The sequence below is a fragment of the Streptomyces sp. SAI-127 genome, assembly GCF_029894425.1.
Taxonomy (GTDB): Bacteria; Actinomycetota; Actinomycetes; order Streptomycetales; family Streptomycetaceae; genus Streptomyces.
Genome location: NZ_JARXYJ010000001.1, coordinates 4,860,748 through 4,884,277, shown reverse-complemented (window position 1 = coordinate 4,884,277; position 23,530 = coordinate 4,860,748). Strand labels below are relative to the sequence as shown.

General features: G+C 72.2%; 14 protein-coding genes. 7 read left to right on the top strand and 7 right to left on the bottom strand.

The window, feature by feature from the left end; genetic code table 11:
• Positions 1-67: 67 nt before the first annotated feature.
• Positions 68-1,930 (bottom strand): NAD-binding protein, encoded by a 1,863-nt coding sequence (locus M2157_RS22270; RefSeq protein ID WP_280863853.1) that lies wholly within the window; start codon positions 1,928-1,930, stop codon positions 68-70.
• A 235-nt stretch (positions 1,931-2,165) separates the two neighbouring features.
• Between M2157_RS22270 and M2157_RS22265 the strand changes: the two genes are divergently transcribed.
• Both M2157_RS22265 and M2157_RS22260 read left to right on the top strand, forming a co-directional pair.
• Positions 2,166-3,188 carry a permease gene (locus M2157_RS22265; RefSeq protein WP_280863417.1) on the top strand — a complete coding sequence of 341 codons (1,023 nt, stop codon included), beginning with the start codon at positions 2,166-2,168 and terminating at the stop codon, positions 3,186-3,188.
• Positions 3,185-3,895, top strand: coding sequence for a TIGR03943 family protein (locus M2157_RS22260; protein WP_280866050.1), 711 nt, complete (start codon positions 3,185-3,187; stop codon positions 3,893-3,895). Before M2157_RS22265 ends, M2157_RS22260 begins: the two co-directional genes overlap by 4 nt.
• Positions 3,896-3,902: 7 nt before the next feature.
• Here the strand turns inward: M2157_RS22260 and M2157_RS22255 are convergent, their stop codons facing one another.
• From M2157_RS22255 to M2157_RS22235, 5 genes are all read right to left on the bottom strand, one after another.
• Complete coding sequence (locus M2157_RS22255) at positions 3,903-7,001, bottom strand: SAV_2336 N-terminal domain-related protein (RefSeq protein WP_280866049.1); 3,099 nt, start codon at positions 6,999-7,001, stop codon at positions 3,903-3,905.
• Positions 6,994-7,959, bottom strand: a complete 966-nt coding sequence (locus M2157_RS22250; RefSeq protein ID WP_280863414.1) for a MoxR family ATPase — start codon at positions 7,957-7,959, stop codon at positions 6,994-6,996. Before M2157_RS22250 ends, M2157_RS22255 begins: the two co-directional genes overlap by 8 nt.
• Positions 7,956-10,052 (bottom strand): hypothetical protein, encoded by a 2,097-nt coding sequence (locus tag M2157_RS22245; protein ID WP_280866048.1) that lies wholly within the window; start codon positions 10,050-10,052, stop codon positions 7,956-7,958. Before M2157_RS22245 ends, M2157_RS22250 begins: the two co-directional genes overlap by 4 nt.
• Positions 10,049-11,023, bottom strand: a complete 975-nt coding sequence (locus tag M2157_RS22240; RefSeq protein WP_280866047.1) for a hypothetical protein — start codon at positions 11,021-11,023, stop codon at positions 10,049-10,051. The genes M2157_RS22245 and M2157_RS22240 overlap by 4 nt, the downstream gene beginning before the upstream one ends.
• 155 nt (positions 11,024-11,178) lie before the next feature.
• The gene (locus M2157_RS22235) at positions 11,179-11,766 is read right to left on the bottom strand and encodes a TetR/AcrR family transcriptional regulator (RefSeq protein WP_280863411.1); all 588 of its coding nucleotides are present in this window, start codon (positions 11,764-11,766) and stop codon (positions 11,179-11,181) included.
• Between the two features lie 108 nt (positions 11,767-11,874).
• Between M2157_RS22235 and M2157_RS22230 the strand changes: the two genes are divergently transcribed.
• From M2157_RS22230 to M2157_RS22220, 3 genes are all read left to right on the top strand, one after another.
• Positions 11,875-12,585, top strand: coding sequence for an NAD(P)-binding domain-containing protein (locus M2157_RS22230; protein WP_280866046.1), 711 nt, complete (start codon positions 11,875-11,877; stop codon positions 12,583-12,585).
• A gap of 23 nt (positions 12,586-12,608) precedes the next feature.
• The gene (locus M2157_RS22225; RefSeq protein WP_280866045.1) at positions 12,609-13,355 is read left to right on the top strand and encodes a dienelactone hydrolase family protein; all 747 of its coding nucleotides are present in this window, start codon (positions 12,609-12,611) and stop codon (positions 13,353-13,355) included.
• Between the two features lie 137 nt (positions 13,356-13,492).
• Complete coding sequence (locus M2157_RS22220) at positions 13,493-14,710, top strand: amidohydrolase family protein (protein ID WP_280866044.1); 1,218 nt, start codon at positions 13,493-13,495, stop codon at positions 14,708-14,710.
• Positions 14,711-15,238: 528 nt separating this feature from the next.
• Here the strand turns inward: M2157_RS22220 and M2157_RS22210 are convergent.
• Positions 15,239-19,228, bottom strand: coding sequence for an AAA family ATPase (locus M2157_RS22210; RefSeq protein WP_280866043.1), 3,990 nt, complete (start codon positions 19,226-19,228; stop codon positions 15,239-15,241).
• A gap of 374 nt (positions 19,229-19,602) precedes the next feature.
• On the opposite strand from M2157_RS22210, the gene M2157_RS22205 reads away from it, so the two are divergent.
• The gene (locus tag M2157_RS22205) at positions 19,603-19,962 is read left to right on the top strand and encodes a metalloregulator ArsR/SmtB family transcription factor (protein WP_266515913.1); all 360 of its coding nucleotides are present in this window, start codon (positions 19,603-19,605) and stop codon (positions 19,960-19,962) included.
• A 769-nt stretch (positions 19,963-20,731) separates the two neighbouring features.
• Positions 20,732-23,527: a magnesium-translocating P-type ATPase gene (mgtA, locus tag M2157_RS22200; RefSeq protein WP_280866042.1), complete on the top strand. Its 2,796-nt coding sequence runs from the start codon at positions 20,732-20,734 to the stop codon at positions 23,525-23,527.
• Positions 23,528-23,530: the final 3 nt, after the last annotated feature.

Below are 23,530 nucleotides of genomic sequence, written 5' to 3'. Positions count from 1 at the left end.
TGTGACATCAGCGGCTCCGCCGCGCGGGCGCGCCCAGCCCCCACCGCGCCGCAGCCGCAACGAACGGCTATGTCCCCGCCCGCTCCCGTCCTCTGCGCCCCAGCAACTCCGCGAGCCCCCGCCGGGTCGCCGCCAGCACCACCCGGTCCGTCGCCTGAAGCACATACGTGTCCGGCAGGTCCCACGCCAGTCCCGGAGCGTCCCCGGACTCCTCCCGCGCCAGCACCCGCCAGGACCCCGCCCGGAACGCCTCGCCGACCGTCCTTCCCTCCAGCTGTGGATGCCCGCCCACATCCACCGCCGCGAACAGCAGCACCCGCCGCTCGACCGGAAACGCCCCCAGGATCTGCCGCCCCATCATCGCCCCGGCGAAGGCGGGAGCCGCCAGATGGGAGACACTCCGGCTCCGTGTGGAGGCCCGGGGGTGGGCGGCCCGCAGGGTCCGGTACACCGCCGTCGCGAAGTCGTCGTCGTACAGCCGCAGCACCACCCGCAGATCGGGCCGCACGGCCCGCGCGTACAGCACGGCCTCGAGATTCGTGGTGTCCGCGCTGGTCACCGCGAGCAGCGCATGGGCACGGTGGATCTTGGCGGCCTCCAGGACCCCTTCCTGGGTGACGTCACCGAGCACCACCGGCACCCGCAGCCGTCGGGCCGTGGCGAGTCCGCGGGCCTCGGGATCGGACTCGACGCAGACCACGGGGATGTTCAGCTCCCGCAGCCGCGTCAGGACCCGGGTGCCGATCTTGCCGAGCCCGAGCAGCACGACGTGTCCGCCGAGGCCTCGGGGCGGTTTGCGCAGGGAGGACGCGGTGCGGAAGGTGCCGAGCGCTTCCAGGACCGCCGCGAGGAGCACCGGCAGGAGCAGCAACCCGGCGAGCCCGGACAGCAGTTGGAGGATCTGCCGCCCGACGGACTCCCCGATCGCGGGGTCGTCGATGGCGAACAGATCGAGCAGCGTCAGATAGAAGGCGCGCAGGGGATGGATCCCGGTCACCAGCCAGAGGGCGACGGCGAGCGCGACCACGCATCCCACCATGCCCGCCAGCGACCATCGCAGCCGCCGCGAGAACAGCGAGGCGAACCACGGCATCACACCCCGCCCGTCGGGCAAGGAGGGCCCGGCGTAGGACACCTGCTCCAGCACGACGGTCGCGCGCCCGCCGCCGTCCCGTACCGCCGCCGCGTCCGGCAGCAGCGTCGGCCCCTGGTCGCCGCCGGGCCCGGCACTGTCGGTCGGGGAGAGCAGGGCGAGCGTGGCAAGACCGGGGTCGGCGCTGGTCCCGGCCCCGGACGGCGGCCGTTCGACCGCCCGCAGCAGCAGGCCGCCGGTCTGGAGCACCTTGCTGGTGCCGGTCAGGGCGGTGGCGGCCAGCGCGGGCGCGGCCGTGTCGGCGTCGGAGAGCACGGTCGTGGAGGCGTCGAAGCCGGGACCGTCGGCCGAGCCGCCCGCCCCGTCGCCGGAGGCCAACGCGGCGGCCTGGTCGAGGAGTTCCTCGATGTGCTGGCCGAGGCGCCGGTTGTAGAGCCGCAGCACGAGCCGCAGCCGGGGGTTGAGGCGGCGGGCGGTGAGGGCGGCACGGATGTTGGTCTCGTCGTCGTCGTACACGAGCGCCAGCGCGTGCGCCCGCTCCACGCCCGCCTCGGCGAGCGCGGCCTCGTTGGGCTCGGCGGCCTCCATCAGACGTACGCCGCCCGGGGGTTCGGCGGCAGGGGCGGGGCCGCTGGTGCCGCCACCGTTGCCGGTCAGGCCGGCGGCCGCCGTGACCACTCGGTCGAGCAGCGCGGACGCGGCTCGGGCCCGCACGACCACCGGTGGCCGCACGGACCGTTCGGAGGCCGGCACGACGAGCGTGACCTGTTCGCCGTAGACCCCTCTGAGCTCGGCCGCCAGCCGGTGCGCGAGCCCGTCGTCCCCGCACACGACCATGTGCGCGGCCGCGTCGCCCGGCAGCCCTGGACTCTGGTTCGGAACGCTCCCCACAAGGGAGAAGAGTGCCCCACTGTGACGGTTGGTGCCACGGCCGGGGTCCCGGGTGGTGTCATGTGATGGCCAACCTTCCCCAAGGAATCCCCAAACCCCCGCGCACACTGAACAAACGGACCTGCACCGCCGTACGCACCAGCAGGGGAACCAGCACCTCACCACCGGAGGGAACCCGGCCGTGGCCGTCACCAAAGCACCTCCGCGCACGCGGGACACCGGCGAGGACCCGCGCCCGGCACCGGACCCGGAGGCGCGGCGCCTCAACTCCCCCCTCATGCTGACCCTGCTGATGATCCTGGTGGTGCTGTGCCAGGGCCCGATCCGCGAGGCGCTGGGCGCGCCGGTCATGCAGAGCTGGATGACGGTGTTCGTCGCTGTGCTCGTCCAGGCGCTGCCCTTCCTGGTGCTCGGGGTGCTGCTGTCGGCGGCGATCGCGGTGTTCGTGCCGCCGTCGTTCTTCGCCCGCGCCCTGCCGAAGAACCCCACCCTCGCGGTGCCGGTGGCCGGGATGGCGGGCGTGGTGCTGCCGGGCTGCGAGTGCGCGTCCGTGCCGGTGGCCGGAGCGCTGGTGCGCAGGGGTGTCACCCCGGCCGCGGCGCTCGCCTTCCTGCTCTCCGCCCCGGCGATCAACCCGATCGTGCTGACGGCGACCGCCGTCGCCTTCCCGCGCAACCCGGAGATGGTCGTGGCCCGGCTCGTCGCGAGCCTGATGGTGGCCTGCGCGATGGGCTGGCTCTGGCTGCGCCTCGGCCGCACCGACCTGCTCAAGACCCCGGCCCGGCACGCGTACGAGGGCCAGGGCAAGGGTGCCGCCTTCTGGGGCTCGGTGCGGCACGACGTGATGCACGCGGGCGGCTTCCTGGTCGTCGGCGCGATGGCGGCGGCGACCCTGAAGGCCGTGGTCCCGCAGACGTGGCTGCGTACGGCGGCGGAGAACCCGGTGATCGCCGTGCTGGCCCTCGCGGCCCTCGCCGTGGTGCTGTCGATCTGCTCGGAGGCGGACGCGTTCGTGGCGGCCTCGCTCACCCAGTTCTCGCTCACCGCGCGGCTGACCTTCCTGGTCGTCGGCCCGATGATCGACCTCAAGCTGTTCGCCATGCAGACGGGCACCTTCGGCCGTGCCTTCGCCCTGCGGTTCGCCCCCGCCACCCTCGCGCTGGCGATCGTGGTCTCGGTCCTGACCGGGCTGGTGATGCTGTGAACCGGCAGGCACAGTCGGCGGTCCTGTTCGTCCTCGGCGCGGCCCTCCTGCACGCGGGCCTCACCGACCTCTATCTGCGCTACGTCAAGGCGGGCCTGCGCCCGCTGGTCCTGGCGGCCGGTGTCGTCCTCATCGCGACGGCGCTGGCGACGGCCTGGTACGAGTGGCGGGCCAAGGCCAAGGAGCAGGAGCACGCCCACCGCGAACCCCGGGTCTCCTGGCTGCTGGTCCTCCCCCTCTTCGCCCTGATCCTCGTGGCCCCGCCCGCCCTCGGGTCCTACAGCGCGATGCGCACGGGTACGGCCCTGCAGCAGTCGTACGGCTATGCGAAGCTCCCGCAGAGCGGACCTGTGCGGCTCAGCCTCGCCGACTACGCGGGCCGTGCCGTCTACGAGCACGGCCGGGGCCTCGAGGGACGGCAGATCGTCATCACCGGGTTCGTCGCCCTGGACCACTCCGGCGCGCCCTACCTGGTCCGCATGGCCCTCAACTGCTGTGCGGCGGACGCCCAGCCGGTCAAGGTCGGGCTGACCGGGCAGATCCCGCCGGTCCTCAAGCCGGACGGCTGGCTCCAGGTCACCGGCACCTACACGGCCAAGCGGACCAAGGACACGGTGAACGGCGGCCCGATCCCGTACCTCAAGGTCACCGTCGCCAAGCCGGTCCCGTCGCCGCACGACCCGTACGACGAGACCTGGAACAACTGACCGGCGGTCACCAGGGTCGAGGGTGCGGTGTGAAGTCTTCCGCGACCATCGCCGCCAGGTCGACGTACGCCTGTCGTGTCTTGGGGCGCAGCAGGTCCAGATCGATCTCGGAACCGGCCGCGAGGTGCTCGTCGAAGGGCACCGCGATCGCGCCGCGGCAGCGCTGTTGGAAGTGCGTCACGATGTCCTCGACCTTGATCATCTTGCCGGTCTCGCGGACACCTGAGATGACTGTTATGGACCGCGACACCAGAACCGCGTACCCATGCGCCGACAGCCAGTCCAGCGTGGTGCTGGCGCTGGACGCGCCGTCCACCGACGGCGTCGAGACGATGATCAGCTGGTCGGCGAGGTCGAGGATTCCGCGCATCGAGCTGTAGAGCAGGCCTGTGCCGGGGTCGGTGAGGATGATCGGGTACTGGCGGCCCAGGACGTCGATCGCGCGCCGGTAGTCCTGGTCGTTGAAGGTCGCGGAGACGTAAGGGTCAACGTCGTTGGCGATGATTTCCAGACCGGAGGGGGCCTTCGAGGTGAACCGCCGGATGTCCATGTAGGACTTGAGGTACGGGATCGCTTGGACGACGTCACGGATGGTGGCCCCGGTCTCGCGACGCACCCGGCGGCCGAGGGTTCCGCCGTCCGGGTTGGCGTCGATGGCGAGGATCTTGTCCTGGCGCTCGGTGGCGAACGTGGCGCCCAGCGCGGTGGCCGTGGTCGTCTTGCCCACGCCGCCCTTGAGGCTGATCACCGCGATCCGGTAGCAGGAGAGGACCGGCGTGCGGATCAGTTCCAGCTTGCGCTGTTGCTCGACCCTCCTGGCGGTGCGACCGAAACGGCTGGTCTTCCGTGGCGGTCCGGCCGGCACGTCCGCGGCTACGGGCGCGAGGCCTTCCTTCTTGAGGGCGTTGTCCAGAGTGCTGCGGAGCGCCGGCCACTCCCTTTCCGGAATCCCATCCGCTACGAAGGCCCAATGCACCGTGAAGTCGGTGAGGCGACCCGTGGCCCGGGCTTGCCGGATCAGCTTGTTCACCTGCTCGCGGTGGGCCAGTTCGGGCGGGGGGAACGCGTCCTGCGTGGGCAGTGGACCCCCGGCCGAAACGTCGGTCTCGGTGCGCACGAGCACCTGGATGCCCTCCGACGCCAGCCACTCGCCGAGTGGGCGCCGAATGTTCGACCGGTCGGCGCGCGGGATCGCATCCGCATCGAGCGCACGTTCCAGGTCGGCATTCTCGATGTAGCCCCTGATCTCCCCCGCTCTCACGAGAGCCGCCAGGTGTTCGAACTGGAGGATGTCGGTCACGGACGGCGCGGTTCCGATCACGGATCTCACGGTGGCCGGAGCCCCCGGCTCGGACGTGATGATGCCCCGCTCCTCCAGATGGCTCAGCGCGTTTCCCACGGTCTCCGACGAAACACCGAACCGCTCCGCGAGCGTCGCCTGCGCGGGCAGGGGGGCTCCCACGGCCGGGACACCCGCCCTGATCTCGGCCCACAGCGTCTGCACCACACGCAGTTGGTCGATGTCGATCGGGACAGTCGGATCCTCTTCCGTGTCGGCGTAGGCGAAGGGCTCCTGGTGGGCGGGGAAGTCCTGGACGGACGTGGGGTCGTGCCGTACCGCCAGGATGCCGTCCGGTGCGTAGGGGTGGGTGTCGAGGTAGCGGCTCAGGGCGCGGTGGGCCTGCCGTGTGTCGTAAGTGGTCGCCTCGTCGCGAAGCCGTTCGCGCGCGCCGGGATGCAAGGCCATCACCGGGTCGTGTCCGCTGGTGTCACTGATGGTCAGCAGGCCGCTGGTGAGCAGTTCGGCGAGGTCGGCCACGTCGGCCTCGGCCACCGCCTGTTCGCGGAGCGCGTGCAGGAGCGGCAGGGTGAGCGCGGGCAGCTCCGAGCAGAGGACGGCAAGGCGTACGGCATGGGTGGAGGCGGTGCGCAGGAAGGCGTCCGCGAGGGCGGTGGGCTCCCCGCGGTCGGTGCGCGGGGCGTGGCCGCCCGGCGCCGAGGCGGTCGCGGTGGGGCGCCCGGAGGCCGGGACGAGAATGGCGTCGCAGCCGTGCGGATCCGACCGCATCAGCGCACGCGACCAGGTGCTCAGCGACGTCGGTGTGCAGGAGATGACGGGGAGGGCCGTCCAGCGCTCCCGCTCCGAAGCTCGTCCGGGAAGGCGGCGCAACCGCGCCGGAAGACGGTAGTGCAGCCCGCTGTTGTGCGCACCGGCTTCCGCGGCGGTCACACGGACGGCGGGCAGATTGAGCGCGGAGCGCCTCCACAGGCGACGGGGAAGGGGGTTGGCGAGAGCCACCGGCACCTGGTGCCCCCACGCGTTGAGCAACCGCCACACCTCGGGCTGCTGCCAGCCGGGGGCGGCGCAGTCCGAGAAGACGAGAATCAACCTTCGCCCACGGGATCCGCTGCCGTGGTGCGGTACCCGTGCGGCCTCGACCGGCCGGCCGAGGTGATCCTGGGCGTGCGGCTCCTCGTCCCGCCAGTCCAGCCGCCAGTCGTGCACGGCGCGGAACACACCGAGACCGCGCATCAGTTTCGTCAGTGACCGTGCCGTCTCCTCCCACACCCGCATCGACAGGGAGGTGTCCACCACGACGACGATCTCGAACCACACCTCCGGTGCCGTACCGAACACGGGCACCAGCGGCCCGCCCCGGGCGTAGTGGTCGACGGTCGCGTCGACGTCCAGGCGGGTACGGCTGCCCTGGAGCCAGGGGCGTTGGAACGGCTGGAGCGACCGGCCGATCGACAGTGTCCCACCCAGGGGCTCGGAGCGGCCGATGGACAGCGCGTCACCGCGGACACGGGTGTCCGCGTCGGGATGGCGTACCGACACCGCGGTGCCGGTGGTGGTGTGCTCGTCCCGCGGCTGCGGCTGCGGGAGCGGTTCGGTCCCGGCGGGGTAGACCGTGCTGTCGGGCGCGGCGTCGGCGGAGCCCGGTGGGGAGGGGCTCTCGCCGGGGCCGAAAGGGTCCGCGACGCCGTCGCCCTCGGTGGCGCGGGCAGCTGCCAGCCAGATGGCGTCGGCGAGTGTTCGCGCGTCCGTGTCCGGAGGGGCGGCCGCGACCGCCGCCTCCAGAAGCCGACGGACGGCACTATGCACGAGAGAGCTCGCGGGTGAGCAACTCGTGGAGGCGCTCGCGCTGTTCACCCTCGATTCCCTGGCCGTCCGCCAGCAGGGATACGGCGTTCAGCAGTTGGTCGACGGCGAGATGGTCCCCTCCGGCGACCCGGTCCGCGAACCGCTGGATCAGCTGTTCGCCCGCCTCGCCGAGTTCGCCCTCGAAGTGGGCCTCGACGATGCTGTGGAGGAGGGGGCGGGTCAGCTGCGGCATCGTGTAGCGGATGCAGCGGCGCAGGAAGGGCGGCGGGAAGTCCCGTTCGCCGTTGCTGGTGAGCACGATGAACGGGAACTGGGTGCACTGAACCCTGCCCATCTCGACGGCATGGGCGCTGCGGCTGTCCCAGAGGCGGATCTCCACGCGCGGGCGTCGGTACCGTACGAGTTCGGGAATCTCGTACTCACCGCGCTCCAGCACTTCCAGGAGGTCGCTGGGCAGGTCCAGGTCGCTCTTGTCGATCTCGTCGATGAGGAGGGCCCGGGGGCGCTCCGCGGGCAGCAGGGCGGTGCCGAGCGGCCCCAGCTGCAGGAAGGGCGCGATGTCGTCCCGGCTGCGGGTACCGCCCCTGCCGGTCCGCGGGCCCGGGCGCCGGCCGAGCGCGCTCTGCAGGTTCTGCGCGTGGATCCGGCCCAGGGCGTCGTAGCGGTAGAGGGCTTCGCCGAGGGTGCTGCGCGAGGTGATGTGCCAGCGCAGCACGTCTCCCAGGCCGAGTTCGTGGGCCACCTGCTCGATGACCGTGGACTTGCCCGAGCCGGCGGGGCCGGTCACCAGGAGCGGGCGGCGCAGGTGGATCGCGGCGTTGACGGCGTCGATCAGGTCCGCCGGCGGCTGGTACTGGCGGTGTTGCGGCCTCCGCGGGAAAGTGCGCCACGGGGGCGGTGGGGCCAGGGGCACCTCCCGCTGTTCGCCGTCACCCCGGTAGTAGGGCCTCCAGGTCATGCTTCCTCCTCGGGCGCGGTGACCACACGGTGTTCGAAGGGGCGGCAGAACTCCAGCCAGGCCTCGTCGTGCCAGACCGCGCGAAGGTCGCCGAGGCATGCCGTGCAGTCGTGGTGGGCCTGCCAGCGGCTGCGGTAGGCGGCGGCCAGGCCGTCCGGCAGTTCGTGCCAGCGCTCCCGCACCAGTTCCGGCAGCCGGTGCGCCGCCGGACGGGCGTCGCCGCGGGGCCACAGGACGATGGGGGCGAACGGCAGGAACAGTTCCAGTACCTCTTCGAGGTCCTGGGGGCAGTGATCGACGCCGACGGCCGTGTCGTACTGGCCGATGGACAACCGGTACTCCAGGGCCGAGCGGTCGTCCAGTGCGGCAGGGCCGATCCACTTCACCTGTGCCGGAGCCGCGGCCAGCTTCCTGAGCGCCTTGCGGGCGGCGTCGTTGATCTCCGCGTTGTCCTCGGCTTCGTCGAGGCGGCCGCTCCAGCGCGGGACGACCGAGTACCTGGCGCCGAGCAGGTACCGGCCGACCTTCTCCTCCTCGGGGTGCCAGCGCGCCAGGAGGTGTGCCGGAGCCGCTATGTCGATGTGTTCCAGGAGTTCCGGGTGCGGAAGTTCCCGACGGGCCCAGCGCAGCGCGGCCCCGATGGCCTGCGCCGTACTGTGCGAGCCGCTTGTCTCGCACCGGAAGCGCTGGTGCAGCGGGAGGTCGTCGCCGCCCCGCAGCAGCCACGCGTCCACCTCTTCGGGCCATTCGGTCCAGGCCCCGGCCAGGCTGATGACCAGACGCAGGGCCCGGCGCCGTTGGTCCGTCGCGAACTCGGCGTACGCGTCGGTGACTTCGGTGTGCACGTCCAGGCGCCGGGCCCAGGCCTGGAGGCCGGGATGAGTCCTGGGCAGGCCCGCCTCGTGGAACAGCGCGGTGACGAATCGGGCCAGTCCCTTCCACTGTGCCTCGCGGCGGCGCCTGGTGCGCAGTACGGCGTGCTCCAGCAGGTCGCGCAGCGGGACCGAGCTTTCCACGGCGCCCTCCGTCGCGCCGTCCACGGTGCCTGCCGCGAGGGAGGGGAAGCCGGCGAGCCGGCGGGCGGAACGCAGCAGGTCGCTGGAGAGGGAGTCGGCGAGGGCGTCGGTCAGGAACTCCTTCGTCCGGAACACCTCCAGGAGGCCGGTGACCACGTCCTCCACGTCCTCCCGCGCGTCCGGTCGCCGCTCGTCGTCGACCTGGCCGGAGGTGACGAAGTCCCGTAGTTCGCGAAGGGCGGTGCGGGTGACGCGGCGGGGGGAGCGGTGCGGCCCCCGCCACAGTTCCACGCTGTCCCGCAGGTCCTGGAGCCCCAGCGAACCGACGGTGTCCGCCCGGGAGTTAGCGGTGTGTGCCGGGTTGCGGGCCAGCCACAGCCCCTCCAGCGGGAACGGGTCCTGGTCGTACTCGGCCCGTCCGATCACCTGTCCGCTCACCTGGTCGCGGAGGGTCTCGGCCAGGGTCCGGTCGACGTAGACGGCGGGGCCGGCTCCCGGCACGCCCGTCTTGAGCGTTCTGGTCAGCGACCGGCTGAGGCTCAGGTCGCGGGCCGGCTGGTCGGCGGCCGCGGCGGTGAGCATGGCCAGCCGGGACCGCCCCGCGCGGACGCCGCCCGCCAACCGGGCCGCGTTCGGTACCGCGCCGCCCGCGTGGCAGGTGTCGACGATGGCGATCAGACCGTCCACTCCCGGTTCGTCGGCGGCCTGGGTGAGCAGGTGCCCGACGTCCAGCGCGGAGCGGGGGCTCTGCGGCGTCGAACCGCCGACCATGAAATATAGCTCGGAACTCTGCGGCGGGGTGAAGCCGTGTCCCAGCAGGGCCAGGACGAGCACCGCGCCGTCGGCCCGGGCCTGCTGAAGCGCCGCGTTCACCGACTTGTCCACGTCCTCGGGCGCCAGGTCGTCCCCGGTCAGCAAGGAGGGGTACGCACCGGTGCGGGCCCGGCAGCCGCCCAGGTCCGGGTCGGTCAAGGCGTCGTGCAGTTCCCGGGCGGCTTCGTTCAACCGGGTGAGCTCACCCATCGCGGCGCACTGTGCCGCGATCACCAGTACATGGCGTACGGCCGCGGTGGTCACTGCTTCAGTGCTTCGACGATCGGTCCGGCGACAGCCGGCTGTCTGAGGTACTTGGTCGCCGTGTGCACCCAGAGACCGTCGGAGTCCACCCTGCGCGACAGGGGCAGCACACCGGAGGAGTTGGGCGCCATCCAGTCCTTGATCCGTGGGCGGCACACGACGATGTCGTCGCGATCCCAGAAGTTCAGCCACCGCTCTACGGACCCGGGCGTGCGGGCGGGGTGTGGTCGCACCCGGTGCAGGACCACCCCGGCGGTGGCCAGCGGCGATCCCAGCGTGACGAACAGCCGGGCGGGTTGGGGCAGTTGGTGCAGTGCCTCGTAGGCGACGACGCTGCCGAGCGAGTGGCCGACGACGACCAGCGGCAGCCGCGGATCCACCGCGTCCAGGACGCGGGAGGTGATCCGTGCGTTGAGGGTCGTGCTCTGCGGGGCCGTCACCCGGCGGTCCAGATACCGGCTTACCTGTGCGAGATGCCCCAACAGGGGCCATCCGCTGGCCCATTGCCCGGCCGACCGCAGCCCGGGAAGCTGGAGCAGCGTGGTCAGGATCCGTGCGATTACGCGTAACGGCTCCGCCGCGCCCTGGAGTTCGCGTCGGCCGTCCATGAACTGCTCCCGCGCGTCCTCGACCACGCGCATCGCACGAAGGTCACCGTGCTCCCGTGCCTGTGACCACAGTTCGTCCGTCGTCTCGTGCAGGAGAGCGGCCAGGAAGTCGGTTTGCCCGTCGTCGAGTTGCGCCTGTACGGCCGCACCCTGTTCGTCGGGCTCTGCGAACAGGTCGCTGTAGTTCACGAACCGGATCTCCGCCAGCCACCCCTGGACGATGCCGGAGACGGAGTCGGCGTGCCCGGCGTCACGGGCGCCGTGGGCCAACGCCTCCAGCCAGTCGCGCTTCTCGCGTTCGGTGTTCCGTAGGCCGCCGATGCCGTGCACCAACAGCAACTGAGCTCTGCCAGGAATGCTCATGCGGCGTTCCCCGTCCTGGCCCCCCGGCCCCACGTCAGCGACCGACTCCGTCTACGAAGAGCCGCTGTTTGCCTGATCGCTTCAGAGAACCATAACCAAGTGATCGGCCCCCGGGTGAGGAAACCGGAGGAGCTTGGTGAACGCCTGAGGCACCGTCACCCGAGCGCGGCGAACGCCTCGTCCAGGAGGGCGACCAGGTCGAGGCGGCCGTCCGAGGCGGTCCAGTGTTCCAGGGCGAGGTTCAGGCAGTTCAGGGCGGCGCCGGCGCGCGCGGACTGGGCGAGGGTGGGCGGCTCGTCGGAGCCGGCGCGGTCGGCGAGGGCCTGCGCCAGGGCGGGCCGCCAGCTGTGCTGTTTCTCCAGGTGACGGGCGCACAGGGGCGGGGTGTCGTAGACGAGCCGGGTGGTGGCGAGGGCGCCGGCCGGGTCCTCGTGGTAGCGCCCGACGATGGCGTCCAGGGCGTGCCGCAGCGCCGTCCACTCGTCCTCGTCCGCCGGGCGGGCGCGCAGGGCGTCGGCGACCCGTAGGTCGTGGCCCTCGAAGGCGCCCAGCACGGCGTCCTCCTTGGTGCCGAAGTAGCGCAGGAAGGTGCTGCGCGAGACCCCGGCGGCCGCGGCCAGGTCGTCGAGCGTCACCTTCTCGAAGCCCTCGCGGCGGAACAGCTCGAAGGCCACGGTCGCCAGTTCTGCGCGTACGGCGGCCCGGGCGATGTCTCTCGTGGTCGTACGTCCTGCTTCGGTCACCCGCCGATCGTAACGCCCGGATCGGATCGCACTTGCAGGAGTGGATCTCAGTGGCTAGCATGACACTCAGTTTCACATCCAGCACTTACCTCCAGAAGGCCGTACCTCATGCTCCAGACTGTCGGCATCATCGGCAGCGGAATGGTCGGCGGCGCGGTGGCCCGGCTCGCCGTCGCCGCAGGACTGGACGTGGTGGTGAGCAACTCCCGCGGCCCCGAGACGCTCGCCGACCTCGTCGCGGAACTCGGCGAACGGGCCCGCGCGGCCACCGTCGCGGAGGCCGCGCTCGCCGGTGACCTGGTCGTGGTGGCCGTACCGCTGAAGGCCTACGACCGTCTGCCCGTCGCCGAGCTGGCCGGGAAGACGGTGATCGACGCGATGAACTACTACCCGGACCGGGACGGCGGCCTCGCCGAGCTGGAGGCGGGGGAGCTGACCTCCAGCGCGCTGGTGCAGCGGCGGCTCGCCGGGGCCCGGGTGGTGAAGGCCTTCAACAACATCGACTTCCGCCGTCTGTTCACCAGCGCCCGCCCGGCCGGCGCCCCCGACCGCAGCGCCCTGCCCGTCGCCGGCGACGACGGCTCCGCGAAGGCCGAGGCGATCGCGCTGCTCGACGTTCTCGGGTACGACGCCGTCGACATCGGCACCCTCGCGGACAGCCGGTTCAGCCAGCCGGGCACCCCGGTCCATGTGCAGCCCTATATGGGCGAGCGGCCGGAGGGGCTGGGTCAGGAGGACGCGCAGCGCTGGTTCTTCGAGACGCCCGGTATCCCGGTGCCGGCCGCGCAGGTCAAGCAGCTCGTCGACGCCGCCCGCTGAACCCCCCGTAGGAGACCCCTCGCATGCCCATGATCGACATCCCCACCCGGGACGGCACCGCCGACGCCTACCTGGCGCACCCCGGCGACGGCGCCCCGCACCCGGCGGTCCTCTTCTGCATGGACGCCTTCGGGCTGCGCCCGCACCTGAAGTCGATGGCGGACCGGCTCGCCTCCGAGGGCTACACCGTTCTCGTGCCCAACGTCTTCTACCGGTACGGCCGCGCCCCCGTCGTCGAGCTCCCCGAGTTCATCAACCCCGCCGAGCGGCCGGAGCTCGTCCAGGCCGTGGGTCCGGCCGCGCGGACCCTCACCCCCGAGGGCGCGATGCGGGACGCCGCCGTCTACCTCGACTGGCTGGCCGCGTCCCCGCTGACCGGTGACGGCCCTGTCGGTGTCACCGGCTACTGCATGGGTGCCGGTCTCGCCCTGCGCACCGCGGGCGCCCACCCCGAGCGGATCGCCGCGGCGGCCGGGTTCCACGGGGCCCGCCTCGCCACGGACGCCCCCGACAGTCCTCACCTTCTCGCCGGGCGCATCACCGCCGAGCTCTACTTCGGTCACGCCGACCAGGACTCCGCCAACCCCGCCGACCAGATCGCCCGCCTGGAGAAGGCCCTCACCGAGGCGGGCGTCGAGCACCGCAGCGAGGTCTACGAAGGCGCCCTCCACGGCTTCACCCAGGCCGACACGGCGATGTACGGCGCGGAGCCGACGGACCGCCACTGGGTCGCGCTGCTGGACCTGTTCGCCCGCAGGCTCACCGGCTGAACCCTTCGGGCGCCGAGCCAGGGGCCAGGGCGCGATGGCGGCGGCGTCACGCCGACCCGCCTGGCCCTTGCCCCTGCGGGAACCTCCCCCTAGCCTGCAATCTGACGATCCATCAGATACCGGCTAGGGGGCAGGCAATGGCCGTCACCACCGAGAGCGGAACCCGGGACATCCCCAAAGTCATCAGCGTGGACGATCACGTGATCGAGCCCGCGCACCTCTTCGATACCTGGCTTCCGGCCAAGTACCGGGACAGGGGGCCGAAGCCGCTCACCGCCGGCATCGGGGACCTCGCGTACGTCGGCGGGAAGTACCGGTTCACCACCGATCCCGAAGGCCAGATGACGGACTGGTGGGAGTACGAGGGCGACCTCTTCCCGTACAAGCGGATCATCGCGGCCGTCGGCTTCTCGCGGGACGAGATGACCCTCGACGGGATCACCCGCGAGCAGATGCGGCGGGGCTGCTGGGACCCCAAGGCGCGCATCGAGGACATGGAGATGAACCATGTCGAGGCCTCCCTGTGCTTCCCGACCTTCCCGCGGTTCTGCGGGCAGACCTTCGCCGAGGCCAAGGACAAGGAGGTCGGGCTCGCCTGTGTGCGCGCCTACAACGACTGGATGGTGGAGGAGTGGTGCGGGGACAGCGGGGGGCGGCTGATCCCGCTGTGCCTCATCCCGCTGTGGGACATCGAACTCGCGGTCGCGGAGATCCACCGCAACGCCGCACGGGGCGTACGGGCCGTCACCTTCAGCGAGATCCCGACCCACCTGGGGCTGCCGTCCATCCACTCCGGCTACTGGGACCCGTTCTTCGCCGTCTGCGAGGAGACCGGGACGGTCGTCAACATGCACATCGGCAGCAGCTCCCAGATGCCGGCCGCGTCCCCCGACGCCCCGCCGGCCGTGCAGGCCTCCCTCTCCTTCAACAACGCCATGGCCTCGATGATGGACTTCCTCTTCTCCGGGGTCCTGGTGAAGTTCCCGCGGCTCAAACTGGCGTACAGCGAGGGCCAGATGGGCTGGATCCCGTACGCCCTGGAACGCGCCGACGACGTCTGGGAGGAGCACCGGGCCTGGGGTGGCGTCAAGGACCTGATCCCGGAGCCGCCGTCGACGTACTACTACCGGCAGATCTTCTGCTGCTTCTTCCGCGACAAGCACGGCATCGAGGCCATCGAGACCGTCGGCGTGGACAACGCGACCTTCGAGACCGACTATCCGCACGTCGACTCGACCTGGCCGCACACCAAGAAGGTCGCGTGGGAGCACGTGGCCGGGCTGTCCGAGGACGTGACCTACAAGCTGCTGCGAGGGAACGCGATCCGGATGCTGGAGCTCGGCTTCGACAAGTGACAGGTGAGCCACGAGGTCCACTTCAACGGGCCGGCGCCCGTGCCGGCGGCTGAACGCTCCCATGTGCGGTACGGACCAGCCGCCGAGACTGAGGGAGTTCACGACGGACGCAGAGGGTCGCCGGGTGTGCGCCTGCGTGCGGAGGTCGTTCGCCGCCCGGTGGTCGAGTACGGCGCCCCGCTCGACGTAGCCCTCCGCGGGGTCCCGGGGAAGTCCGGCAGCCGGTCCAGTGACCGCGAGGTCGCCCGGTCGAGCGTGGGATCCGTGTCCAGCGCGGCCAGGTCGCGGGCGGGCGCGATCAGCCGGTGCCACCCATCCCGCGGGTGACTCCTGCGCGCACAGGGAGCCGTGGGCTTTCGGCAGGAGGCGCGGGCGCGGGGTGTGCCCGGGCATGAGAAGGCCCGACCGCTGGCGACGGGGGATGCACCAGCGGTCGGGCTGTGGCCAAGACTAACAAGGCAAATGGAACAGCGGGAGCGGACTGCTCAGCCGGGGGGAGAAGTTGTGATCGGGATCACGTAATGCGCTTCAGTCGCAGGGAGGATCGTACGAGAGCCGCGGCAGGTACTCCTCCCACTCCTGGCGGGTCAGGACGTTCCGGGTCGTGGCGCAGACGCGGCTGATCGCGGCGTCGACGTCCAGGTCCCACAGCCGGATGGTGTCCGCGCCGCTGGAGATCCCGAGCATGCGGCTGTCGGGGCTGAAGGAGAGGAAGCTGCCGGTCTTGGCGCTGGGGCTCATCGACTGCCCGATGGGGCCGGCCGCGGACGGGTCGGTCACGTCCCAGAGCCGGACCGTGTTGTCGTTGCCGCCGCTGGCCAGCGTGGAGCCGTCACGGCTGTACGTCAGCGACACGACCGCCTCGGTGTGCCCGGTGAGCGCCGCGCCCGTCTGCTCGGCGTGCGTGGGGTCGGTCACGTCCCAGAGCCGGACCGTGTCGTCGTTGCCGCCGCTGGCCAGGGTGTGCCCGTCCGGGCTGAAGACGAGCACGTTGACGGGCCCGGTGTGCCCGGTGAGCGGCTCGCGGAGCAGGGTCGGACGGGCCGGGTCCGTCACCTTCCACAGCCGGATCGTGCCGTCCGCGCTGCCACTGGCCAGGGTCCGGCCGTCCGGGCTGAAGGCAAGGCCGTCGATGTACCCCTTGTGGCCGGCGATCGGGCCGTGGGAGACCGGGTGGGCCGGGTCGGTGACGTCCCACAGCTGAAGGTTGCGGCTGTCGTAGGCGGTGGCCAGGGCGCGTCCGTCCGGGCTGAACGCCAGTGCGTCCGGACCCATGAACCGGGAGCGCAGGACGAGCGCCGGACCGTAGGGGACGGGGTGGGCCGGGTCGGTGACGTTCCACAGATGGACCCGGCCGGTGGTGAGCACCGCGAGGGTGTGGCCGTCGGGGGAGAAGAGCACCTGGGAGTCCGGGTCCCGCGCCACCGGTGTGAACGGCTTGCCCAGGGCCACGGGCCGGGCCGGGTCCGTCACGTTCCACAGCCGGATCCGCCCGTCCCGCCCGGCCGTGGCGAGCACCTCGCCGTCCCGCCGGAACGCCCCGCTGCTGCCCACCAGGTCTCCCGCCGGGATCGACCACAGGCGCACCTTGCTGTCGCCGCTGCCGGTCGCGAGCGTACGGCCGTCGGGGCTGAAGCCCAGCGCGTACATCTCGCCGCTCGCCCCGGCCAGTGGCTCACCGACCTGTGAGGGGTACGCCGGATCGCTCACGTTCCACAGACTCGCCGTGCTGTCCGCGCTGGCGGCGGCGAGCGTGTTCCCGTCCGGACTGAAGGCCACGGACCAGATGGGGCCGGTGTGGCCGGTGAGCGGCGAGCCGACAGGGCGCGGGTCGGCCGGTTCGCTCACGTCCCACAGCCGGACGCTGTCGTCCGCGCTGCCGCTGGCGAGTTCGGTGCCGTCCGGGCTGAAGGCGACCGAGTGCACGAGACCCGTGTGACCGGTCAGCACCCTGTCGTACGCCCGGGGCCGCCGCGGATCGGTCGTGTTCCACAGCCGGATCGTGTTGTCGTCACCTCCGGCCGCCAGCGTGTGCCCGTCCGGACTCCACGCCACGGACCGCACGGCGGCCCCGGCACCGGTCAGCGTGGTGGGCGGCCTCTTCGAGCCGTGCGTGTTCCACAGCCGTACGGTCCTGTCCTCACCGGCGGAGGCCAGGGTCCTGCCGTCCGGGCTGAAGGCGATCAGATAGATCGTGCCGCGATGGCCGGTCAGGGGAGCGCCGAGGGGCCTCGGGTGGCCCGGGTCGCTCACGTCCCACCGGCGGATCCTCCCGTCGTCCCCGGCGCTCGCCAGTGTCCTGCCGTCGGGGCTGAAGACCGCGCTGCTCACCCAGCTCGTGCCGCCGGCGAGGGGCTTGCCCAGCGCCTTGGGGCGGGACCGGTCGCTGAGGTCCCACAGTCGTACGGTCCGGTCGTAGCTGGCGGTGGCGAGGAGCTTGCCGTCCGGGCTGAACGAGGTGAGGTAGACGGCCCCGGTGTGGCCGGTGAGCGGGGTGGCCAGCGGCGCGTTGACGATGGAGATCAGCCGGGAGTTGGTGCCCTCGTCGTCGGGCCTGAGGCCGTGTGCGACCAGGTCGATCCGGGCCGACAGCGACGGATCCGTGTACTGGACGCGGTCCGCCTCGGCGACGACCTGCTCGAACACGGCGTCGTTGCGCTGCTGCCAGGCGACCACCGCCGAACCGACGGCCACCATCGCGAGGACCACCAGGGCCGACACCGCGCCCCGGGTGATCAGGAGCGTACGCCGGCGCAGCCGGACCGAGGCGGCCAGGAACTCCACCGCGCTGCGGGTCAGGTAGGTGTCCCCGGCGGACTTCGCCCACGTGCGCGCCTGTTCGAGCCGCGACCCCCGGTACAGCAGCGACGAGTCGCGGTTCGAGCCCTCCCAGGAGCGGCCGTCCTCCTCGATGCGCTGGCGCAGCAGATGGTCGCTGCGGTCCTCGTCGATCCACTCGCGCAGCCGCGGCCAGGCCGTCAGCAGGGCCTCGTGGGTGATCTCCACGGTCTCCGCGTCCAGCGTCACCAGCCGGGCCCGGACCAGGGCTTCGAGGGACTCCTCCGTCTTGCCGGGGTCCGTCGACTCCGCGGCCAGCCGGCGCCGGCTGCCGCGCCTGCGGGTTGCCTGGGTGTCCTCACCCAGGCGTACCAGGCGGAGCAGCAGCAGCCGGGCCGCCGTACGCGCCGCCGGGTCCAGGGCGGACCAGGCCCGCTCGGCGGTCGCCGCGACCGCGCCCTGGATACCGCCGGCCGCGCGATAGCCGGCCAGGGTCAGCCGGCCCGCCTTGCGGCGCTGCCAGGTCGCGAGCAGGGCGTGCGAGAGCAGCGGCAGCACGCCCGCGCCGTGCTCCCCCACGGCCCGAAAGGCAGGGGAGGGGCCCCCACCGCGCGGACCGTCGGCGCTCACCTCGCGGACGATCAGCTCCGCGAGCCCCGGTTCCAGCTCCAGGCCCACGGCCCGGGCCGGACCGGTCACGGCCTCGCGCAGCTCCCCGCTGGTCAGCGGCCCGAGCACCATGTGCCGGTGCTGGAGCGCGTCGGCCAGCTCGGGGTGGTCGAGGCAGCGCTCGTAGAAGTCGGCGCGGATGCCGAGGAGAACGAGGGCGGGCGCGGCCGTGTCCGGGCCGGCGGGCGTGCAGGCGGCGTGCAGTACCTGGACGAACGTACGCCTGGCCGTCTCGTCCGTGCAGAGCGTGAACGCCTCCTCGAACTGATCCACGATCACCACCGGCCGGGCGGTGGCGGCCTCGTGCTGAGCCCACGAGGCGACCGCTTCCCGGACGGCGGGCGCGAATTCAGGAGGATGGTCGGGTTCATGGGCTTCCGTGCCGGCCACGGCGGCTTCCAGCCCGGGTATTCGACGGGTCAGTTCCGCGAGCGGATCGGCGCCCGGCACGAGCTGAAGGATCGGGCGGCGGCCGGCATCGCCGTCACCGTCGAGCGCGCCCTCCTCCAGGGCCGTCACCAGACCGGCGTTGAGCAGCGAGGACTTGCCCGCGCCCGAGGCGCCCACGAGCATCACCAGACCGCCCGTGCCGGTCTCGGCCGCCGAGCGCAGAAGCTTGACGAGTGCCTCGGTGCTCCGCTCCCGGCCGAAGAACCAGCGGGCGTCCTCCTGCCGGTAGGAGGCCAGGCCCCGGTACGGGCAGACCCCGGCGGGGGCTTCCGGCTGGGGCCCCTCGTCCTCGTCCGGAGCCAGCGCGCGCTCCCACAGCCGCTGCCACTGGCCGAGGTCGTACAGTCCGGCCGAGACGGGAGTGGGACTGATTCGCCGTGCTTCGGGAATGAGGATGTGCAGCACGGCCGCGAGGGCGGTGAACTGAGCGGGCACGTTCCGGGCCCGCCGCCAGTCGCTGATCCGCTGTGCGGACACCCGGACGGGACGCCCCCGCTCGTCGACACGCTGGAGCCGGCCGACGCCTTCGGACACCCGCTTGAGGGGCGGATTTCCCGCCTCTCTGTACAGCAGGGCGAGACGTTCCGCGAAGGCCGTGCGTGCCCCTGAGTCGGAACTCAAGGTTCCACCCCTTACTTCCCTCGCGGTTGAATCCGGACCGGAAAACTCACTTTATATGGCTGACCTGCGGTAACGCACTGCTCCTGGCACCGGAACCTCCTCTGTGGGCCCCTTGGCTGGCAGGATCACGACCCTGCGGTTCAGCCATCGGGCGACGCCAATACAGGCCACCAGCCCGGCGCCCCGCATTCCACCCAGCGCGCCGCACGTTCTCGGTCCATTTCCGTCCACGGTCACTCGCTTCCTCCGGTACCGGTCCCCACGAGGGGAGGGACCGGTACCGGACGAAGCGGGACGATCACTGCGCCGCCCCTACACTTGGTCGGGCGGTTCGGTGTGATCGATTCGGTTCGACCCGGGAGGACGAGAGGGCTGTGGCGAAGATCGTCGGCGGTTTCCAGGACCCGTCGTCGGAGGTGCTCGCCGAGGCGGCCGCCGCGTTCGGACTGCTCGCCTCCGCCGCCCGGCTGCACATCATGTGGGCGCTGTCCCAGGGCGAGAGCGATGTCACCCACCTCGCCGACCGGGTCGGCGGCGCGCTGCCCGCGGTCAGCCAGCACCTGGCGAAACTGAAACTCGCCGGGCTCGTCCGCTCCCGCCGTGAGGGCCGCCGGCAGGTCTACTACGTCGACGACCCCGACATCGTGACCGTGGTCCGCGTCATGGTCGGCCAGCTCACGGCCCGGGAAACCTCCTCCGGAACCCCGGACCGACTGCGCGAGGCCGGTGTCTGAGGCGCCGGAGGCGCGGGGGGAGGACGGAACACCGTCTGCCGCGCCTGCTGTGTCGGACGGGGCGGTGGCTGGGGGTGCCGTTCCGGGTGGGCCGATATCTGAGGCCGACGGTTCTTCTGCGTCTGCGTCTGCGTGTGCGTCTGTTGTTCCGGGTCGCTCGGGGTCTGGGTCTGTTGATTCCGCTGGGGTTGGTGGGGCGGCGTCTGTGGGTGGCGGGCGGTTGTCGTCTGGGGCCGCTGGTTCTGGTGGGCGGTCGACTGCGAGTGGTGGGGTGGGCGGGTCGGCGTCTGTTGTTGAAGGGCAGCTGTCGCCTGGGGCCGCTGGTTCCCCTGAGCAGGCGTCTGCGAGTGGTGGGCTGGCCGAGCCGGCGTCTGTGGGTGGCGGGCGGTTGTCGTCTGGGCCCACTGGTTCCGCTGGGCGGTCGTCTGTGCCCGGTGCGGTGGACGGGCCGATGCCTGCGTCTGCTGTTCCGGGTCGGGCGACGACTGGGCCGACTGACCAGGCTGCACCTGAAGGTCCGGCAAGGCCTACGCCTGGGGCCCTCGCCGGGGCTTCACCAACGCCTGCGCCTGTTCTTGAGGTCGGACTGACGGGTGATCCTGCCGTTCCTGGTCCCCCGGCGTCCGCGCCTGGGTTTCGGGTCAGGGCGATGGGTGATCCTGCCGCTGCCGACCCTTTGCTTCCCGCGCCTGTTCTTGAGGCCGGGCTGATGGGTGATCGTGCCGCTGCAGATCCTTCGCTTCCCGCGCTCGTTCTTGAGGCCGGGCTGATGGGTGATCGTGCCGCTGCAGATCCTTCGTCCCTCGCGCCTGTTCTTGAGGCCGGGGCGACGGACGACGCCGCTGCTCCCGACCCTCCGCCCCCCGCGCCCGCGGCCCCCGCACTTCCGCTCGCCCCCGGCACTCCTGCCGCTTCCCCCTCGCCCGCCCCGCCGGTCCTGCGCGCCCTCCCTTCTGTGGTCGGCGAGGACGAGGACGGCGGCGGCCCGGCCGACCCCGGTTCCAGCCCTGGCCCTCGCCCTCACCCCGGCCCGGCCGCCCCCGCCGCCGGCCTCCTCGAAGTGTTCCGCCGACTCGGCACCGGCCCGCGAGGGCTGACCGAGGCACAGGCGGGGGAGCGGTTGGCGCGGTTCGGGGAGAACACGGTTCCGGACGCCCGGGATCCCTCCTGGCCCCGCCTGTTCGCCCGCAGTGTGCGTGACCCGTTCACCGCGGTGCTGCTCTGTCTGGGACTGGTGTCGGCCGCCGTCTTCGCCTGGGGCACCGCGTCGGTGATCCTCCTGCTCGTCGTCGTGAGCTGCGTCCTGCGCGCCTCCGGCGAACACCGCGCCGCCCGCTCCACGGCAGGACTCCGTCGCCTGGTGGCGACCACCGTCACAGTCCAGCGCCGGCTGCACGAGGACACGGCCCCGGTCACCCGTGAGATCCCGGTCGAGGAACTCGTCCCCGGCGACGTCGTACGGCTCGGCCCCGGGGACCTGATCCCCGCGGACGTACGACTGCTGCGGTCCACCGGACTCACGGTCCACCAGGCCGTACTCACCGGAGAGTCCGCGCCGGTGCAGAAGTCCGCGGTCGAGGACCCGCGGGACGACGGCGTCTTCCAGGACCCCCGGCTCTGCTTCCAAGGCGGCAGTGTCGCGTCCGGCAGCGCCACCGCCGTGGTCACCGAGACCGGCGGCGACACCCGTTTCGCCGCCGCCCACCGCCGTACCGGAAGACCCCCGGCGACCACCTTCGAACGCTCCGTCCAGGGCGTCTCCTGGATCCTGATCCGCTTCGCCCTGCTGACCCCGCCCCTGGTCCTCATGGCCAACGCCGCCCTCCGCGGCCGTGGCCTGGAGACCCTCCCCTTCGCCGTCGCCGTGGCGGTCGGTCTGACGCCGGAGATGCTGCCGGTCCTCGTCACCACCTGCCTGGCCCGTGGCGCCGCGCTCCTCGCCCGTACCCACGGCGTCATCGTGCGACGGCTCCCCGCCCTGCACGACATCGGCGCCATGGACGTCCTGTGCGTGGACAAGACCGGCACCCTCACCCAGGACCGCCCGGTCGTCCACCGCGCGCTGGACGCCGAGGGCCACGACGACCCAGAGGTACTGCGCTGGGCGGCGGCCGCCGCCTGGTGGTCGCTCCAACTCGCCGACCTCCCGGCCCCCGACGCCCTGGACGACGCCCTCCTCGCGGCCGCCGACGAGGACGCCCTCATGTCGTACGACGGCATCACGGCCCGCCCCTTCGACCCGGCGCGCCGCCTGGCCACCGTGGTCGTCCGCACCCCCGGCCGGCTCGGCACGCACACCCAGATCACCCAGGGCGCCGTGGAAGCCGTACTGCAACGCTGTGCCCTGTCCGACGACGAGCGCTCCCGCCTGCGTGACCTCGCCGACACGCAAACCACGGACGGTCTGCGCGTCCTCGCGGTCGCCACCACCGCCCGCCCGGCCGGGGCCCGCCCCCAGGAACGCGGCCTCACCTTCCGCGGCCTGGTCACCCTCCGGGACGACCTCGCCCCCACCGCCGCCGAGGCCCTCGCCCACCTCGCCGGACAGGGCGTCACCGTCAAGGTCCTCACCGGGGACCACCCGGGCACCGCGGTCAGGGCCTGCCGTGATCTGGGGGTCCCGGTGGCCGGTGTCCTCACCGCCGACCGCCTCGACACCCTCACCGACCCCGAACTCACCGAACTGGCCCGCCGTACGACCGTCTTCGCCCGCTGCACCCCCGAGCACAAGACCCGGATCACCCGAGCCCTCCAGGCCCGCGGCCACACGGTCGGCTTCCTCGGCGACGGCGTCAACGACCTGCCCGCCCTGCGCACCGCCGACGTGGGCATCGCCCCACGCGACGCGGCCGGGGTGAGCAGGGAGAACGCGGACCTGGTCCTCGCCGGGAAGGACCTCACCGCGATCGGCCACGCGGTCACCGCCGGCCGTCACGCGGGCGGCAACATCGCCACGTATCTGCGCATCACGCTCTCGTCCAACCTCGGCAACGTGATCGCGATGCTCTCCGCGGGCCTTCTCCTGCCCTTCCTGCCGATGCTCCCGGCCCAGGTCCTCGTCCAGAACCTGTGCTTCGACGCGGCCCAACTGGCCTTCGCCCACGACCGTCCCGCCCCGTCCGCCCTGCGCCGGCCGAGCGCCCTGGACCCCCGGGAGCTGCTCCGGTTCATCGTCGGATTCGGTGCCCTGAACGCCGTGGCGGACCTGGCGACCTTCGGTGTCCTGGCGTTCGCGCTGCGGGGCCCGGGCGACGACGAGGCGCTGTTCCACTCGGGCTGGTTCACGGAGAACCTGATGACGCAGGCCGTGGTGATGGTGCTGCTGTCGTTCGGCAGGGGTGGGAGGCGGCCCGGCCCGGTCACCTGGTCGGCCGCCGGACTGACCGGAGTGGGTCTGCTGGTCCCCGCGTCCCCGTTGGGCGCGGCCCTGGGCCTGAGTCCCCTGCCCGGCGTGTACTACGGACTGCTCGCCGTCGTCCTGGCCCTGTACGCCGTAGCCCTGACGGTGGCGAGGACGCGCCACGAGCGCGTCTCGGCAGCCCCAGTTGCGCAACCCGGCGACTGACAG

Coding starts and splice junctions, on each gene's coding strand:
- M2157_RS22270 (WP_280863853.1), bottom strand. CDS start 1,930: ATGGTCGTGTGCGGGGACGACGGGCTCGCGCACCGGCTGGCGGCCGAG.
- M2157_RS22250 (WP_280863414.1), bottom strand. CDS start 7,959: ATGACCTGGAGGCCCTACTACCGGGGTGACGGCGAACAGCGGGAGGTG.
- M2157_RS22240 (WP_280866047.1), bottom strand. CDS start 11,023: ATGAGCATTCCTGGCAGAGCTCAGTTGCTGTTGGTGCACGGCATCGGC.
- M2157_RS22230 (WP_280866046.1), top strand. CDS start 11,875: ATGCTCCAGACTGTCGGCATCATCGGCAGCGGAATGGTCGGCGGCGCG.
- M2157_RS22225 (WP_280866045.1), top strand. CDS start 12,609: ATGCCCATGATCGACATCCCCACCCGGGACGGCACCGCCGACGCCTAC.
- M2157_RS22220 (WP_280866044.1), top strand. CDS start 13,493: ATGGCCGTCACCACCGAGAGCGGAACCCGGGACATCCCCAAAGTCATC.
- mgtA (WP_280866042.1), top strand. CDS start 20,732: ATGGGTGATCGTGCCGCTGCAGATCCTTCGTCCCTCGCGCCTGTTCTT.